At 44.1% G+C, this 16399-nt stretch carries 12 protein-coding genes; 6 read left to right on the top strand and 6 right to left on the bottom strand.

Annotated features, from left to right (window positions below):
- Positions 1–9: 9 nt before the first annotated feature.
- Both ACFX4H_RS14145 and gltC read right to left on the bottom strand, forming a co-directional pair.
- Entirely contained in the window at positions 10–504 is a 495-nt protein-coding gene (locus ACFX4H_RS14145; RefSeq protein ID WP_063589860.1) for a spore coat protein, read from the bottom strand.
- A 131-nt stretch (positions 505–635) separates the two neighbouring features.
- Entirely contained in the window at positions 636–1538 is a 903-nt protein-coding gene (gene gltC / locus ACFX4H_RS14150; RefSeq protein ID WP_377435666.1) for a glutamate biosynthesis transcriptional regulator GltC, read from the bottom strand.
- A 133-nt stretch (positions 1539–1671) separates the two neighbouring features.
- Between gltC and gltB the strand changes: the two genes are divergently transcribed.
- Positions 1672–6222: a glutamate synthase large subunit gene (gene gltB, locus ACFX4H_RS14155; RefSeq protein WP_377435667.1), complete on the top strand. Its 4551-nt coding sequence runs from the start codon at positions 1672–1674 to the stop codon at positions 6220–6222.
- A gap of 16 nt (positions 6223–6238) precedes the next feature.
- Positions 6239–7720, top strand: a complete 1482-nt coding sequence (gltD, locus tag ACFX4H_RS14160) for a glutamate synthase small subunit (RefSeq protein ID WP_057279166.1) — start codon at positions 6239–6241, stop codon at positions 7718–7720.
- Between the two features lie 550 nt (positions 7721–8270).
- On the opposite strand, the gene ACFX4H_RS14165 is transcribed toward gltD, so the two are convergent.
- From ACFX4H_RS14165 to ACFX4H_RS14175, 3 genes are all read right to left on the bottom strand, one after another.
- A complete protein-coding gene (locus tag ACFX4H_RS14165; protein ID WP_377435668.1) occupies positions 8271–8867 on the bottom strand; it encodes an MEDS domain-containing protein in 597 nt (198 codons plus the stop codon).
- Positions 8868–8956: 89 nt separating this feature from the next.
- Positions 8957–9592: a FusB/FusC family EF-G-binding protein gene (locus ACFX4H_RS14170; protein ID WP_034310600.1), complete on the bottom strand. Its 636-nt coding sequence runs from the start codon at positions 9590–9592 to the stop codon at positions 8957–8959.
- A 145-nt stretch (positions 9593–9737) separates the two neighbouring features.
- Positions 9738–10001 (bottom strand): CD3324 family protein, encoded by a 264-nt coding sequence (locus ACFX4H_RS14175; RefSeq protein ID WP_034310602.1) that lies wholly within the window; start codon positions 9999–10001, stop codon positions 9738–9740.
- A gap of 358 nt (positions 10002–10359) precedes the next feature.
- Between ACFX4H_RS14175 and ACFX4H_RS14180 the strand changes: the two genes are divergently transcribed.
- Positions 10360–11004 carry an SDR family oxidoreductase gene (locus ACFX4H_RS14180; RefSeq protein ID WP_283866650.1) on the top strand — a complete coding sequence of 215 codons (645 nt, stop codon included), beginning with the start codon at positions 10360–10362 and terminating at the stop codon, positions 11002–11004.
- 42 nt (positions 11005–11046) lie between these two features.
- Here ACFX4H_RS14180 and ACFX4H_RS14185 read toward each other — a convergent pair whose 3' ends face one another.
- On the bottom strand, positions 11047–11613 hold the full coding sequence (locus ACFX4H_RS14185) for a sugar O-acetyltransferase (protein WP_377435669.1): 567 nt from the start codon (positions 11611–11613) through the stop codon (positions 11047–11049).
- 357 nt (positions 11614–11970) lie between these two features.
- Between ACFX4H_RS14185 and brnQ the strand changes: the two genes are divergently transcribed.
- From brnQ to ACFX4H_RS14200, 3 genes are all read left to right on the top strand, one after another.
- Positions 11971–13302, top strand: a complete 1332-nt coding sequence (gene brnQ / locus ACFX4H_RS14190; RefSeq protein WP_249598736.1) for a branched-chain amino acid transport system II carrier protein — start codon at positions 11971–11973, stop codon at positions 13300–13302.
- A 272-nt stretch (positions 13303–13574) separates the two neighbouring features.
- Positions 13575–14441: an ATP-binding protein gene (locus ACFX4H_RS14195; protein WP_096340718.1), complete on the top strand. Its 867-nt coding sequence runs from the start codon at positions 13575–13577 to the stop codon at positions 14439–14441.
- Positions 14442–14456: 15 nt separating this feature from the next.
- Positions 14457–16373: a vWA domain-containing protein gene (locus ACFX4H_RS14200; RefSeq protein ID WP_377435670.1), complete on the top strand. Its 1917-nt coding sequence runs from the start codon at positions 14457–14459 to the stop codon at positions 16371–16373.
- The last annotated feature ends 26 nt before the right edge of the window (positions 16374–16399 follow it).

Raw genomic sequence — 16399 nt, forward strand, 5'->3', positions numbered from 1 at the left:
TTTTTGCGTTTAGAAAGGTTGGGAAAGAGCCTTATTGGCAACATCGACGTCATTTTGAAGCAATTGGTTCAAGTCGTAAGCAGGATAGAGATTTCTTTCATAAAGGTAGTTGAAAATCTTGGCATGGGTATCGATGGCTCCATTTAAATGTTTCTTAAATACCTTTCGAAGGGAAGGGGTGGCTGTTTCCGTAATCGCCATTGCGTAATTTTTGATAGATGATTTGGCAAAGCCCAGCAATTCCCCGGCAGCGGCGGCCGATGCGTCATCTCTTGATGCATCGTCATCCCTGCCCGTTTTAGGCGTCAACGGGTAAAATTGCAGCAGCTCCATGATGTTTTGGGTAAGGGTGTCAATCGTTTGCTTATATATCGTTTTTAGAATGGGGTCTTTTATTTTTGGATAAGCTTTTTTGAATTTCATAAGGGCATTGGACTGGGCTGCGACCAACTCATGAAGCTCGAGTGTCTCATGCCAAGCAAGATGTGAATGGGTGGGTTGCATGTAATTTCCTCCTGAACGAATAATCTTGATACATTATTCGTTCAGTGGGCTATAGGTAAGTTGTCTAGTGAAATATTTATGGGAGATCTGTCCCATCTTCAATTTCCATTAACAGTTTTGAAGGCCATGTTTTATTGATATTGTTCGAGAACAGAGAAGAACTTTTTGGCAAATTGGTAAAAAAGTTTTTCTGATGGAGCCAAGTCCCTGTTTTTAGGAGTGATGATGCCGACCGTCCGTTTGACTTCGGGCGTATCGATCGGGATCTTGACAGTGAGTCTTGGAATGACTTCATAAAAGGTACTGTCAGGGAGCAGACTGACTCCGATTCCTGCAGAAACGAGCCCTTTTATGGAATCCATGTCTTCACCTTCCGAGGCGATGTTCGGTGTGAAACCGGCTGCTTTGCACGCTTCGAGAGCGATAGTGTGAAAGATATATCCTTTTGGAAACAAGACGAAGGGATCATTTCTTAAATCACTTAGGCGCACACTCTTCCTATCAGCCAATGGGTGAGTGATTGGCAGTAAAGCGGATATGTTTTCCGTGAACAGGGTATGACCCTCGATATCTGGATCGTTTGTCGGGATCGGTCCAAGGAAGGCTAATCCGATTTCGCGATTTTTGACAGCTTCCTTTAAAGAGGAATAAGATCCCTGTCTTAAGTGGAAGCCGATATTCGGCTGCTCATCTTTAAAAGCGGAAATGACGGTAGGCAGTAAATGGGTGGAGAGGCTGGTCGGGAACCCGATTTTAATGCTTCCGTGTTCAGGGTCCAAAAACTCCTCAATTTGATATTTGGCATATTCAATCGCCTGTATCGCCGTTTTGGCATGAATCAAAAAAATTTTACCAATTGGAGTTAACTGGATATTCCGGCCGATTTTCTCGAATAAAAGTACGCCAAGCTCATCTTCCAGTCTGGAGATTTGCCGGCTGATTGCTGATTGTGCGATATGCAGGTGCTCTGCGGCTTCTGAGACGTGTTCCCTCTCGGCGACTTCAACAAAATAACGTAATTGTCGTAGTTCCATTTATTCATCCTCCTGCCATTCATCTCAAATTGAGATGGATTCTACTAGAATTATATATTGTTTATATCGATTTGAAAACCTAGAATAAATGTAAGTGACATAACGGTGTAAGAATACGATGGGGGCGATTAATATGACATACAATCAAATACCAAAAGCACAAGGGCTCTACCATCCTGAATTTGAACATGATGCATGTGGGATCGGTTTATACGCTCATTTAAAAGGGCTTGCTACACATGACATCGTCAAACAAGGACTGAATATGCTGTGCCAATTAGATCATCGCGGCGGACAAGGCAGCGATCCCCTTACAGGAGATGGCGCAGGATTAATGGTACAGATTCCTGATGAATATTTCAGGCTGGCATGTTCGGAAATGAATCTGCCGGCAAAAGGACGCTATGGTGTAGGCATGCTCTTTTTCTCTAACAATGATGATGAACGGAATGAAATCGAAGCTCGTTTGAATGCATTTATCGAACAAGAGGGCCAAACGTTATTAGGCTGGAGAACGGTTCCTGTTGATGCAACGAAAATCGGGGAGGTCGGCAAGGAGACATGTCCGACGATTCGCCAAGTATTCATCGGGGCAAGCGTAGAGATGACCGATGATTTAGCTTTTGAGCGCAAATTGTTCGTTATCAGAAAACAAGCTGAAAACTGGGCCCGGGAACGCGGCAATCGTTTTTATTTTGCCAGCCTTTCAAGTGCTACGATCGTATACAAAGGATTGTTGACGCCAGAGCAGGTGGATGCTTTTTATCTTGATCTCCAACAGGAGTCTTTCGTTTCCGCTTTCGCTTTAGTGCATTCCCGCTTCAGTACGAATACTTTTCCTAGCTGGGAACGGGCACATCCAAACCGTTACCTGATCCATAATGGTGAAATCAATACGCTTAGAGGCAATGTGAATTGGATGAAAGCGCGTGAGCAGCAGTTTGTTTCGGAAGCATTCGGGGATGACCTGCAAAAGGTCCTGCCTATTCTGGATATAGACGGCAGTGATTCCTCGATTCTTGATAATGCACTTGAATTCTTCGTGCTTGCCGGGCGTAAACCAGCACATGCGGCGATGATGCTCATTCCTGAACCGTGGACGGAAAATCCGCATATGACGAAGGAAAAGAAAGCATTTTACGAATATCATAGCATGCTCATGGAGCCATGGGATGGACCGACGGCCATATCCTTTACGAATGGCAAGCAAATCGGTGCCATACTTGATCGAAATGGTTTAAGGCCGGCAAGGTATTATGTAACAAAAGATGATTACATCATTTTCTCCTCTGAAGTCGGCGTGATCGATGTGGAGCCGGAGAATGTATTATATAAAGATCGTTTAAGTCCAGGCAGAATGCTTTTAATAGATTTAGAGGAAGGCCGTATTGTTTCCGATGAAGAGATCAAGTCGGAAATGGCCCAGGAAAATCCATACCAGCAATGGCTGGACGACCAGCTTGTTCAATTAAGTGACGAAGAGCCTGTGCTCGAAGGGGAGCCTTTGAGTGATTTATTATTCAGGCAAAAAGCGTTCGGATACACGTATGAAGATGTCCAAAAGTATTTACTGCCGGTCATTAACGAAGGCAAAGATCCACTGGGCAGCATGGGCAATGACATTCCGTTAGCGGTCTTATCAGATCGCCCGCAATCGCTTTTCAACTATTTCAAGCAATCTTTTGCACAGGTAACCAATCCGCCGATCGATTCGCTGCGTGAACAGATCGTCACGTCAACGATGACATTTCTCGGTGCGGAAGGAGATTTGCTGAAGCCGGATGAAACGAACAGCCGCCGCATTCAATTGGATTCGCCTGTTTTGACGCCGGGTCAAATGCAGCAGTTGAAAGAAAATGCCTATCCTGAATTCAGGAGCAAAGTCATTCACACTTTATTTTCAGAAGATTTAGAGAGTGAACTCGATCGCATCTGCCGTGAAGCGGAACAAGCGATCGCTGATGGTGTCAGCCTTTTGATATTATCTGACAAGGATATGAGCAAGGAAAAAGCTGCGATTCCTTCCCTGCTGGCTGCGAGCGCCCTTCATCAAGAGCTGATCCGCCATGGTAACCGTACGAAGGTGAGCATTATCGTTGAATCGGGGGAAGCAAGGGAAGTCCATCATTATGCATCCCTAATCGGGTATGGAGTGGATGCGATTTACCCGTATCTTGCCTATGAAACATATAAGCAGGCGGTATTGGAAGGCAGTTTGGCCACCAGCTACGAAGAAACGGTAAGGAAATATGTAAGCTCTGTGACAGAAGGCATCGTAAAAGTGATGTCGAAAATGGGGATTTCAACGATTCAAAGTTATCGCGGCGCACAAATTTTCGAAGCGGTAGGAATCGGTGCTGATGTGATCGAACGCTATTTCAGCGGTACGGCATCGCAGCTTAGTGGAATCGATTTGGTAACGATCGCAGATGAAGCGTTGATTCGCCATAGGAAAGCTGCAGCCGATTCCCTTGATGAAACACTTGAAAGCGGAAGTGATTTTCAATGGAGAAAAACAGGGGAACATCATGCTTTCAATCCTAAAACGATCCATACATTGCAATGGGCGTGCCGGAAAGGCGATTATAATTTATTTAAGCAATATTCAAACTTGGCGAATGAAGAGAGACTTGGGTTTTTACGGAATTTATTCTCGTTCGATCAAAAACGCCAAAGCATTTCAATAGATGAAGTGGAATCCGTGGAATCCATCGTCAGCCGATTCAAAACGGGCGCGATGTCATTCGGTTCATTGAGTCAGGAAGCACATGAAACATTAGCGATCGCGATGAACCGTTTAGGCGGAAAAAGCAATAGCGGTGAAGGCGGGGAGCATCCTAGCCGTTACCAACTGGATGAAAACGGCGATAATCGCCGCAGCGGTATTAAACAAATTGCGTCCGGCCGTTTTGGAGTGAAAAGCCATTACCTTGTTAATGCCGATGAACTTCAAATCAAAATGGCTCAAGGTGCTAAGCCGGGTGAAGGCGGGCAGCTGCCCGGAAACAAAGTATATCCTTGGGTTGCAGAGGTCCGCGGTTCCACACCGGGTGTCGGCCTGATTTCACCGCCTCCGCATCACGATATCTATTCGATTGAAGATTTGGCACAGCTGATCCATGATTTGAAAAATGCGAACCGTGATGCCAGGATCAGCGTCAAGCTTGTGTCAAAAGCAGGCGTAGGCACAATCGCAGCCGGCGTGGCCAAAGGAGCCGCAGATGTCATCGTTATCAGCGGGTATGATGGCGGTACGGGTGCATCACCAAAAACGAGTATCAAACATACTGGTCTTCCTTGGGAGCTAGGTCTTGCCGAAGCACACCAAACATTGATGCTGAATGGCCTGCGCAGCCGTGTCGTCCTTGAAACGGATGGGAAGTTAATGACGGGACGCGATGTGGTCATGGCAGCTATCCTTGGAGCGGAAGAATTCGGCTTTGCTACAGCACCGCTTGTGGTCCTAGGCTGTGTCATGATGCGTGCTTGCCATTTGGATACATGTCCTGTCGGGGTAGCTACCCAAAACCCTGAACTTCGCAGCAAATTCACTGGAGATGCGGATCATGTCGTGAATTTCATGCGCTTCATCGCTGAGGAGGTCCGGGAAACGATGGCTGAGCTTGGCTTTAGAACACTGGAAGAAATGGTCGGCCGCACTGATGTTTTACAAGTGAGCGAGCGGGCGCAAAACCATTGGAAAGCAAAGCATCTGGACTTGACGACACTTCTTTTCCAACCGGAGGGGATTCGTACGTATCAACTTCCGCAAAACCATAAAATAGAAGAATCTTTGGATATCCGTGAGATTTTACCTGTTGTGGAGCCTGCTTTAAATGACCAAACCCAGGTGGATGTCAGCTTCCCGATTACCAATGTGAACCGTGTGGTCGGAACGATCGTCGGCAGTGAAGTATCCAAACGCTACGGTGAGGAAGGGTTGCCTGAAGATACGATCACACTTCGTTTTACAGGATCGGCGGGCCAGAGCTTCGGTGCGTTCATTCCAAAGGGGATGTCGATGTATTTGACTGGTGATGTGAATGACTATGTTGGGAAAGGCTTATCTGGCGGGAAGATCATTGTCACGGCACCTTCTGGCAATCAGATCGAGGCCGGGGACAATGTAATTGCCGGAAATATCGCCTTATATGGTGCAACAAGCGGCGAGGCCTACATTAATGGGCGTGCGGGAGAAAGATTTGCCGTACGGAACAGTGGAGTCAATGTCGTCGTTGAAGGAATAGGAGACCATGGCTGTGAGTATATGACAGGCGGACGCGTGGTCATTCTGGGTGACGTCGGCAAAAACTTTGCGGCAGGCATGTCAGGCGGCATCGCTTATGTACTTGCTGATGATGCAGAAGAATTCAAGGCATTATGCAATGGCGAAATGATAGAATTCGAGACGCTTGATGATATGGATGATGCCAAAGAGGTAAAAGAAATGCTTTACAGCCACCTTCATTATACTGAAAGTGCCAAGGCATCGTATGTACTGGAGAACTGGGAGGATTTCGCCAAGAAATTCGTAAAAGTCATTCCGAAAGATTACAAACGGATGATCAAAAGCATCAATGAGCAGAAGCGTGCAGGGCTATCGGATGAAAAAGCGATCATGAGTGCATTCCAAGCAAATGCCATTCAAGATAAAAAAATCACTAAACAAGCTGTGATGCAGTAAGGAAGGGGAGAGAAAGATGGGAAAAGCAACAGGATTTATGGATTATCCGCGAGAAAAACCAAAAGACCGGAATCCTCTCACTCGTTTAAACGACTGGAGAGAGTATACAGCTCCTTTCTCTGACGAAAAGTTAAGTACACAGGGAGCGCGGTGTATGGACTGCGCCACCCCTTTCTGCCATATGGGCATGGAATTGAACCGAGTCACTACGGGCTGTCCGATTCATAACCTTATTCCGGAGTGGAATGATTTGGTGTACCGCGGCAGATGGAAAGAAGCATTGGACCGTTTATCGAAAACGAATAATTTCCCTGAATTCACCGGGCGTGTCTGCCCGGCCCCATGTGAAGGGTCTTGTACGGTAGCGATAAGCGATCCTGCCGTTACCATCAAGAACATAGAACGGACCATCATCGATAAAGGATTTGAAAATGGCTGGATAACGCCTCGCATCCCTGAAAGCAGGACCGGCAAGAAAATTGCCATCATCGGTTCAGGCCCGGCAGGAATGGCGAGTGCCGACCAGTTGAATCAAGCAGGTCATTCGGTCACGGTTTATGAGCGCTCAGATCGTGCAGGCGGGCTGTTGACATACGGAATCCCGAACATGAAACTTGAAAAGGATATCGTTGCACGCCGAATCAAATTATTGACCCAGGAAGGCATCGATTTCATTACCAATACAGAAGTAGGCAAAGATATAACAGCTGAAGAACTGCAAGATCAGTATGATGCAGTCATCCTTTGCACAGGTGCCCAAAAGCAGCGTGACCTGGTAATTGAAGGACGCGGGGCATCAGGCATTCACCTTGCAATGGATTACTTGACTACATCGACTAAAAGCCTGTTGGACTCCAATTTTGAAGACGGCAAGTTCATCGACACAAAGGGGAAGGATGTCATCGTCATCGGCGGCGGGGATACAGGAGCTGACTGTGTCGCAACTGCCCTTCGCCAGGGATGTAAGAGCGTCGTACAATTCGGGAAGCATCCAATCCTTCCCACGGCCCGTACATCTGATAATATGTGGCCGGCCTACCCGAATGTCTTTTCCCTTGATTATGCGTATGAAGAAGCGGAAGCGAAATTCGGTGCAGATCCGCGTCAATATTCAATCCAAACAAAAAAAATCGTCGCCGATGAAAATGGCAACGTTAAAGAACTGCACACAATCTCCATGGAAAAAATCAAAGGCGATGACGGAATGTACATTTTCAGGGAAGTTCCAGGAACTGAAAAAGTATGGCCTGCACAATTCGTTTTCATCGCAATCGGATTTGAAGGAACGGAAATGCCGCTATTAACTCAATTTGGCGTAGAAACAGTCAATCAAAAAATTGATGCCGTCTATGGCGAATACAGAACGAATGTCGAAGGGGTTTTCGCTGCCGGAGATGCAAGAAGAGGGCAAAGCCTCATCGTTTGGGCAATCAATGAAGGCCGAGAAGTGGCAAGAGAAGTGGACCGCTACTTGATGGGCGCAACCGTATTGCCTTAAATTTTAAAAAAAGAAGTGCCATTATGGCGCTTCTTTTTTTCTGTGGTGGGAAATATGTACTCACGAGTAAATGCCCGGAATTCATGAGTAAAGCGTCGAAACTCACGAGTAAATGCCCGGAATTCACGAGTAAAACGTCGAAACTCACGAGTAAATGCCCGGAATTCACGAGTAAAACGCCGAATTCACGAGTAAAGCGTCGAAACTCACGAGTAAAAGAGCCGAATTCACGAGTAAATGCCCCAAATTCACGAGTAAAACGCCGAAACTCACGAGTAAATGCCCGGAATTCACGAGTAAAGCGCCAAATTCACGAGTAAAGCGTCGAAACTCACGAGTAAAAGAGCCGAATTCACGAGTAAATGCCCCAAATTCACGAGTAAAACGCCGAAACTCACGAGTAAATGTACAAAACTCACAAGTGAAAGCTCATAACTAACAATATTCCGGCTTAAATATACAAGGAATTCACAACAAGTTGTTAGTAATCATTAAAATGCAACGGAAAACAACACGCTTAGGGGAATCCTAAGCGTGTAAGTGTATTATTTCAAACAGATGGCAAGTATTGTTCACAGATGGTAATATCATTATCTTCTAGAATATAAGGATGTGTTTCCAGCAAAATGGTTTTCAGGTATTCTGGCATCCTCTCACCTTTGTACGCACAAATTAATGGAAATGACAGCAGATTTACAGCTTTGTCTACTGTTCTCTCAAATTCCTCTATGATATGCAGGGGCTCTTCCAAGGTTGCCCATTCCACATGTGCCCATGATCGGAAAGAGATTTTATTTTCGACATAGGGCTGAACCGTTTTATTAAAGTATTCTTCGATTGCAGGAGGATGATAACTGCCGCTTGAGCAATAGAAATCAAAGTTGTTCACAAAGTGAAGGAGCTTCATTTGATCTTTTGTTAACCGAGTGCTTAGTTCTTTATGGATAATGGGGTAAATACGGTCATTTTCAACAAGAATGACGTAATCCCCCGCCATGATGCCATCTTGGATATAACTTAAAACTTGTTTAATGTAATTTTCCATTTCATTATAGGAATATAGCACATGAACATTTTTTTGGTCTTCGAACAACTGATTCATTTTGCTTTTCAATATATCAATCCTTCTTTCATGTATCGTTTCCATTATACTAGAATTCCATAGCAGGACAAAATGAGAGTTTTTTAACAAGGGAAAAAAGCAATCCTTCTCCATTGAAGGATTGCTTTTCCGTTTTATTTCAGCCGTTCGATCAGGTCGGTCATTTTATCCAAAGTGGTTATGTTCTGGTTGCATTTCATGCTGTCCAGACAAATATAATTCCCTTTTTTAATGAATGTCCCTTGGACGGTTCCTTTTGTTTCAGACATGAACATCCCTACTTCTTCAAAGCGGCTGCATATGGCACAGATCCCTTTTTTGTTGGCAGGTTTAATGGTTCCATGCAATCCGGTGAGTTTATGATGATGGGGGGCAATGATGAATTTCTTTCCGGATCCGACATCATCCCATCCCAGGTATGAAATCTCTCTCAAATCGATGTTTTCCAACAAAGGGGTTTTTAATTTCTTTGCTTTAGGAAATAGTTTTTTTATCGTTTTTTCGGTTACTTCTTTAAATGGGATCACAAATGGCTTCACCTGTAGTAGAAAGGCTTCGGCTTGTGCGGGATCTTTGATGGTATCCACCGGGTCCAGCAGTTGTTTTTGCTCTTCGCTCAAGTCACTGAATAAGCTTAGTACCCTTTCTTTGGCGACTGTTTTCAGGGTGTTGATCACATCCTTATCGTTGGCAGTCGCGTGTCCATTTATGAGAATTTGTGTTTGGGATTTTATGAAGTTATACTGCTCGCTCCTGATAAAAGGTTCCATTTTCTTCACTCCTGTTTCTTCAAGTGTTACCGTTTCTCTTTACTTTACATAAATTGCATCTGCTTTAAAAGGGGGGAAACGACTAAGAAACATACTCGGCATACAAATAGCACTGATATCATTATCAGTGCTACCCGTGTAATCTTTATTTAGAATATACGATTTTCTTGATGGTTTCCGCGGAGAGAAAATGTTCCTCGGCTAATTGATGGATGGAATGCCCGTCTTTGAAAGCATATTTTATAGAGGCATTTCGGTCATCGATCAATTCCCTTGATCCCGAACGGGTTCCCCATTTGTGATGGGCTTTTTCGGGTTTAGGGATATATATGGTTTCACCTTGCACATACTTTTGAATTTCAACGATCAGCTTTTCAGGTAAAACGGCCGTCGCTTTTACATATTTCATTTCTGCCAGCCCCTTATTCTTTATTAAGAATGAAATAAGGTGCAAAGCCGAATATTAGAAATGATAAGGCGGGCGATTAATTTAGCTTAATTCAACCCCATGCAAAGTATCGCCTCCAATACTAGGCTTTGCATGAGACGTTGCAGAAGGTGGCATTAACATTCGTATTGCCATCTTTACACCTCCCCTTTGTGTTTCTGAAGAACACGTGTTGTTCTTATTATAAAATAGAATAGGGTGAGTTGCCAAACTTTTTCCAATGTTAAAGCTGAATCGGCGGGCTGATTGTTTGATAATGTTCTGAGTCCATGAAATAATTTGGAGGGAAACCAAACTAAACATTATGGGAGCTGACTTTATGAAAGTATTCGTAGTTGGGGCAAATGGGCAGATCGGTAAACATCTTGTAGACTTATTAAAAGACAGCCCGGATCATAGTGTACGGGCAATGGTTCGCAAAGAAGAACAAAGTGAGCATTTTAAGAAAAATGGAATTGAATCTGCAGTCGTCAGTTTAACTGGATCAGTGGATGAGATTGCGAATGCGGCAAAAGGCTGCGATGCCATCGTGTTCACAGCAGGGTCCGGAGGTAGCACCGGTGCTGATCAAACACTGTTGATTGATCTGGATGGTGCAGTTAAAACGATTGAAGCGGCAGAAAACCTGGGAATCGACCGATTCATCATGGTGAGTGCTTTTCAGGCCAATAATCGCGAAAACTGGAATGAAGCCATCAAACCGTATTATGTGGCCAAGCACTATGCGGATAGGGCATTGTTACAAAGCGATTTAAATTATACGATCATTCGGCCTGGCGCTCTGGTTAATGAACCGGGAACGGGGAAAGTGACCGCCGCCGAGGAATTGGAAAGAGGCTCGATTGCCCGTGAAGATGTGGCTCGAACGATCCTTGCTTCATTGAACGATGAAAATACCTATAAGCGTTCATTTGATTTAATCTCTGGCGATACTGCAATCGCGGAAGCCTTGAGGAAAATTTAACGTAAAACAGGGGCAGGGCCACTCAGGGGGAGTGGACTCTGCTTATTTAATTCCTTCGATATGCTTGATGACCTTCGCTGGGTTTCCACCGACAACAACGCCTTCAGGAACATCCTTTGTTACGACTGCCCCTGAGGCGACGACGGAATGACTCCCTATTGTAACGCCAGGATTGATGATGGCCCTTCCTCCAATCCATACATGATCCCCTATCGTAACCGGTTTTCCGTATTCCACTCCAGAATTGCGTTCAAAGGGATCCAGCGGATGTGTAGCTGTATAGATATGCACTCCGGGAGCCAACATGCAGTCCCTGCCAATTTTCACTTCACAAACATCCAAAATGACACAATCAAAATTAGCATAAAAATTTTCCCCGACTGAAATATTGTATCCATAGTCACAACGGAAAGTGGGTTCAATATATACATTTAGCCCAGTGGAACCTAAAAGCCGTTTCAGCAGTGCGGTCCGTTCATCCCCTTCGCTTTCCGTTGTCTGATTGTATAACCGGGTCAACCTTCTGGCATTTTCCCTATCTCTGATTAATTCCGGATCAGCGGCGATGTAAGGTTTCCCGCTCACCATCTTTTCTTTTTCAGTATTCATGTGTGCGCCTCCTGTTTCTTTTTTTTAGTTTGGAGAAATATCCAAATATTAAAACATTTTTCCTGCAAAATAAATTGCAGTACTTTTTACTCAACTTTTCTGTTGTATCTAAATGCTACTCTCGTTTTTTAAAAAAGAAGTTAGAAAAGAAAGATTTTTCCGAATAATGAATGAAATAGCTTTGACAAACGTTCCGCCGGATTTTATAGTAAGAAGAGTTATGGATGATTCATAGTTTCATGAAGGTCCATTTTAACAGATCAGTAGAATGGTTCGAAGTTCATGTCATTTTTTTTCGGAAATTGTGGACAACTCTTTTCTTGGTTAAGATAATCACAAAACAATGGAGGGCTCTATATGTCACAGAAAGCACCGCTGTCTTTCGTCATTGTAACAGGATTAATGCTTTTTGCTTTATTTTTTGGTGCAGGAAACTTAATTTTCCCTGCCATGCTCGGTCAATCCGCGGGGACCAATTTATGGTCGGCCAGTTTAGGATTCATCATTACTGGTGTTGGACTGCCATTCATTACAATATTGGCCTTTGGTTTTTCAGGAAAAAATGATGTTCAATCGCTTGCAAGCAGGGCACACCCGTTATTCGGCATCATTTTCACCGTCGTTCTTTATTTATCTTTGGGACCGCTTTTCGCACTTCCCAGAACGGGGAGTGTATCCTACGAAATAGGGATTAAACCTTTCCTATCTAATGATGTCGGTTTTTTACCATTGCTGATATTCACGATCATATACTTTGGGATTGCCTGTTTATTATCCATCAATCCATCAAAAATGCTCGATATCGTCGGAAAAATATTAACACCTTTATTATTGATTTTCATCGGGATTCTCATTGTGGTCGCAATTATTAACCCAATGGGTGAAATTCAGTCACCAGTGGCTGATTATTCAGATAATTCTTTCTTTAAGGGGTTTAAAGAAGGATATCTGACCATGGATACGCTAGCCGCATTTGCATTTGGGATCATTGTCATCAACGCGATCAAAGATAAAGGGATAACATCAAGAAAAGAAGTGTTGGGCTTCTGTCTGAAAGCCGGCTTAATAGCTGCCACCTTGTTGGTGATCGTTTATACGTCCTTAGTATATGTCGGGGCAACAAGTGTGGAAAAGCTCGGTCAACTAGGTAATGGCGGAGACGTTTTGGCTCAAGCCTCGAATCATTTTTTCGGACAGGGTGGTGCCGTGTTGTTAGGGTTGATTGTAATCGCGGCTTGCCTGACGACAAGCATCGGTTTGATAACGGCTTGTGCTACGTATTTCAATAAAATACTGCCTGCCGTATCGTATAAATCATATGTCGTCATCTTCTCCGTTTTCAGTGCGGCCGTTGCCAATGTAGGTTTGACCAAGCTGATTTCCATTACAGTTCCTGTGTTAACTGCGCTTTATCCCGTGGCGATCGTTTTGATCGTTCTTACGTTCTTCCATTCCTTATTCAAAGGGAAATCGGAGGTATATTTAGGAAGCCTATTATTAACGGCCATCATCAGCATAATGGATGGAATAGTGGCATCAGGCATTAAACTGGATGCCGTTTCGGACCTTTTCACTCAATACCTTCCACTATATAGTGTAGGGGTGGGATGGGTGATTCCTGCCATCATCGGCGGTGTATTGGGCTATATGGTATACCTATTGAAAGGTGACCCTAAGGAAGCCTATTAAGGGATACCATTCTCTAACATCGAATCTTGAAAGGAGCTGTCTTGATGACAGCTCCTTAGTTTGTCTACAAAAGTGAGTTCGGAATGCTCTCACCCGTCCCCTGTTTTGATGAGCCTTGGTTAGAGTAAGGAACGGATTTCTGAAATGAAAAACTCACTTTACTCCGGGTTTATCTACAGTCGGGGAGCTGTCTTGATGACAGCTCCTTTTCTTAGTGTTTGTTTTTAATGGGAAAGAGCCTTAAAATGTTCAGAAAGGGGTGTAGGAACATAATGATCAATCGATTACCAACAGAAATAGCAAATATATTACAAGCAAGCAAAAAGAATCCTGCTCAATTTGAGGAATTGATCAGGAGCGGCGGATATCTCCCTCCCGAGATGGAGTTGATGGTGGATGCCATCACGGCCTTGAGCATGGGGAAGAATATCCTTTTGAAGGGTCCGACAGGGGCTGGAAAGACAAAGTTTGCCGAGACTTTATCGAACTTATTCAATCAGCCGATGTTCAGCGTCAACTGCTCAGTCGACTTGGATGCAGAAAGCTTATTGGGCTTCAAGACGCTGGCTTACAAAGAGGAAAAACAAGTGATAGAATTCGTACCTGGACCAGTGACCAATTCGATGAATCACGGTCACTTCTTATATATAGATGAAATCAACATGGCAAAACCGGAGACCCTGCCGCTTATCAATGGTGTGCTTGATTACAGAAGGACGATAACGAATCCGTTCACGAATGAAGTGATAACGGCAAAAGAGGGCTTTAATGTGATTGCTGCAATCAACGAAGGGTATGTCGGGACAGTGCCACTGAATGAAGCGCTAAAAAATAGGTTTGTCGTCATTGAAGTTCCTTATATTGAAGGGGAGCAGTTAAAGCAATTGATAGAAACCAATACAAAGCTGAAGGACCCAAGAAGTATTGACTTGTTCGTTAAACTGTCGAGTGATTTGATAAATGCCGTGAATCAAGGGAAGGTGGCTGAAGATGCGGCGTCGATCAGGGCTTTGCTTGATGCTTGCGATCTGAGTGTGTTGATCCCGCCGAAACGGGCGATTCTTCGTTCCATTGTGGATAAGTTGGACGAGGAACGGGAGCGCGAGTTCGTGAAGAACTTGGCTGACACATTATTCTAACTAGGAGAATGCCTCATGAAGTATATCCGGTTCAATGATTCAATAATAGATACGGCACTTTTTTTACAGCTTCAGGATCTCTCGACTGTTTTATCCGGCATTCCTGAGCTGGAATTCGAATACAATTATGGCTCCTTCATTGATCTGATCGAGAATAAGGTCACTGCCAGCCACTTTTGGGAAAATGGCAATAAGGAAGTGAAGGAAGCGGGGCTGAAAACGGACGTGCTTCTTAGAACGATAGGCACGCTGCATCATACAACAATCCTGAGCATGAAGGAGTACCAGGACAGCATCGGGGAAAGTTCACTTCCGAAGTTTGCAGCCCAATTATTCGCTTTGCTGGAAGATTTGCGATTGGAAGAATTGGTGAAGAAAGAAAGACCAGGCACGAAAAAATGGTTTTCGGTAAGGGGGGCTTACCTTAAACAATATTTCGAAAGCCAATTGGCGACGAATGTCACAAGAAGTTTTGCACTGGATGAATTATATTGCCTCATATATTTACTGCTTCAATCCGACAGGCCGGATCCGATTTTTCCTAGGGCCAACGAAAGGCAGCTGGAAGAACTGGAGAAACTCAAACCGTTCATCCATTCGGTCTTTGATGCCACTAAAACCAGTGATATCACGAGGATTTGCGAGCAAATCGTTTTCCGTGTGAACGATGGGTACGAAGATACGATGAATGAATATTTCATTTTCCCCATTGCAAGTGTGGAAAAGTATAAAGCAAATACCCTATTTGATGAACTGACTAGAAATGATGAACTGTTGAACGATGATACAGATGATGCAGACGAAGAAAAAAGTGAGTTCATTGATGAAAAATTCTCGACTTGGCATCGGGAGAACAAGAACGGCGAAAGTAATTCGACGTTTCTCCAATTTGAATTGGAGCAGGGAACGAAAACAAGCCTGATGGGCGGAGGTGCCCGGGAAGCGGAAGATGCCGACCAAGCACTGGCTTCAATCCAGGGTTCATCAGGGGAAAGTCAACAAAAGGAATACAATCAGCAAGAAACGCTGGAAAAGAAACAAACCAATATGGGGAAAAGCGGTGAACATCCATTTGGTGAAGAAAATAAAGACGTCGTTCAGGTAATAAAAGAAGCCAAAGTACCAACACTTATGGAAGAGAAACGCTATCGAGAGTTTGTTGCAGATATCGAACCGTTCAAGAGGAAACTCTCCAGTACCATTGAAAAGACGCTGGAAAATAAAAAGAACGCACCAAGAAAAGATTTGGTTTTTGGCCGTTTATCAAAGAAATTACTCCCGCTTGTATTTGAAGAAAATCCAAGGGTCTTTTATAAAAAGAACCAGGATTCCAATGAAATGGATGCGGTATTCACATTGCTTATCGATTGCTCGGCTTCCATGCATAACAAAATGGATGAAACGAAACGAGGGGTCGTCCTGTTTCATGAAGTGCTGAAGAAATTAAGGATCCCCCACTCGATCGTGGGATTTTGGGAAGATGCCAATGAAGTGAGGGAAGGATATCAGCCGAACTACTTCCATGTGATCCAGTCCCATACCGATTCTCTTTATCTAAACTCAGGAGCTAAAATCATGCAGCTTGAGCCAGAGGAAGACAACCGGGACGGATACAGTATCAGGGTTGCCACAATGGAATTGGAAAAAAGGCGCGAAAAGAACCGTTTCTTGCTCGTATTTTCCGATGGTGAGCCGGCGGCAAGCGATTATGATCAAAATGGAATTGTCGATACACACCTTGCTGTTTCGGAAGCCAGGAAAAAGGGCATCGAAGTCATCGGCCTGTTTTTAGCGGATGGAGGCATCGATGAGAGTGAAGAGATGACGATGAAAAACATCTATGGCAAAGAACGCCTGATGATTCCGAGTGTAGCTGAATTGCCAGAGCAATTTACACCGCTGTTAAAAAAATTGCTGCTGAAGACCATTTAAGAAATATATAGATAAAGAAACGCAGT

The organism is Peribacillus sp. YIM B13477 (assembly GCF_042787955.1).
GTDB lineage: Bacteria > Bacillota > Bacilli > Bacillales > DSM-1321 > Peribacillus > Peribacillus frigoritolerans.

Bases quoted from the DNA above. Each gene is read 5' to 3' on its own strand.
- ACFX4H_RS14145 (WP_063589860.1), bottom strand. From the start codon at position 504: ATGCAACCCACCCATTCACATCTTGCTTGGCATGAGACACTCGAGCTT.
- gltC (WP_377435666.1), bottom strand. From the start codon at position 1,538: ATGGAACTACGACAATTACGTTATTTTGTTGAAGTCGCCGAGAGGGAA.
- gltB (WP_377435667.1), top strand. From the start codon at position 1,672: ATGACATACAATCAAATACCAAAAGCACAAGGGCTCTACCATCCTGAA.
- gltD (WP_057279166.1), top strand. From the start codon at position 6,239: ATGGGAAAAGCAACAGGATTTATGGATTATCCGCGAGAAAAACCAAAA.
- ACFX4H_RS14165 (WP_377435668.1), bottom strand. From the start codon at position 8,867: ATGGAAACGATACATGAAAGAAGGATTGATATATTGAAAAGCAAAATG.
- ACFX4H_RS14170 (WP_034310600.1), bottom strand. From the start codon at position 9,592: ATGGAACCTTTTATCAGGAGCGAGCAGTATAACTTCATAAAATCCCAA.
- ACFX4H_RS14175 (WP_034310602.1), bottom strand. From the start codon at position 10,001: ATGAAATATGTAAAAGCGACGGCCGTTTTACCTGAAAAGCTGATCGTT.
- ACFX4H_RS14180 (WP_283866650.1), top strand. From the start codon at position 10,360: ATGAAAGTATTCGTAGTTGGGGCAAATGGGCAGATCGGTAAACATCTT.
- ACFX4H_RS14185 (WP_377435669.1), bottom strand. From the start codon at position 11,613: ATGAATACTGAAAAAGAAAAGATGGTGAGCGGGAAACCTTACATCGCC.
- brnQ (WP_249598736.1), top strand. From the start codon at position 11,971: ATGTCACAGAAAGCACCGCTGTCTTTCGTCATTGTAACAGGATTAATG.
- ACFX4H_RS14195 (WP_096340718.1), top strand. From the start codon at position 13,575: ATGATCAATCGATTACCAACAGAAATAGCAAATATATTACAAGCAAGC.
- ACFX4H_RS14200 (WP_377435670.1), top strand. From the start codon at position 14,457: ATGAAGTATATCCGGTTCAATGATTCAATAATAGATACGGCACTTTTT.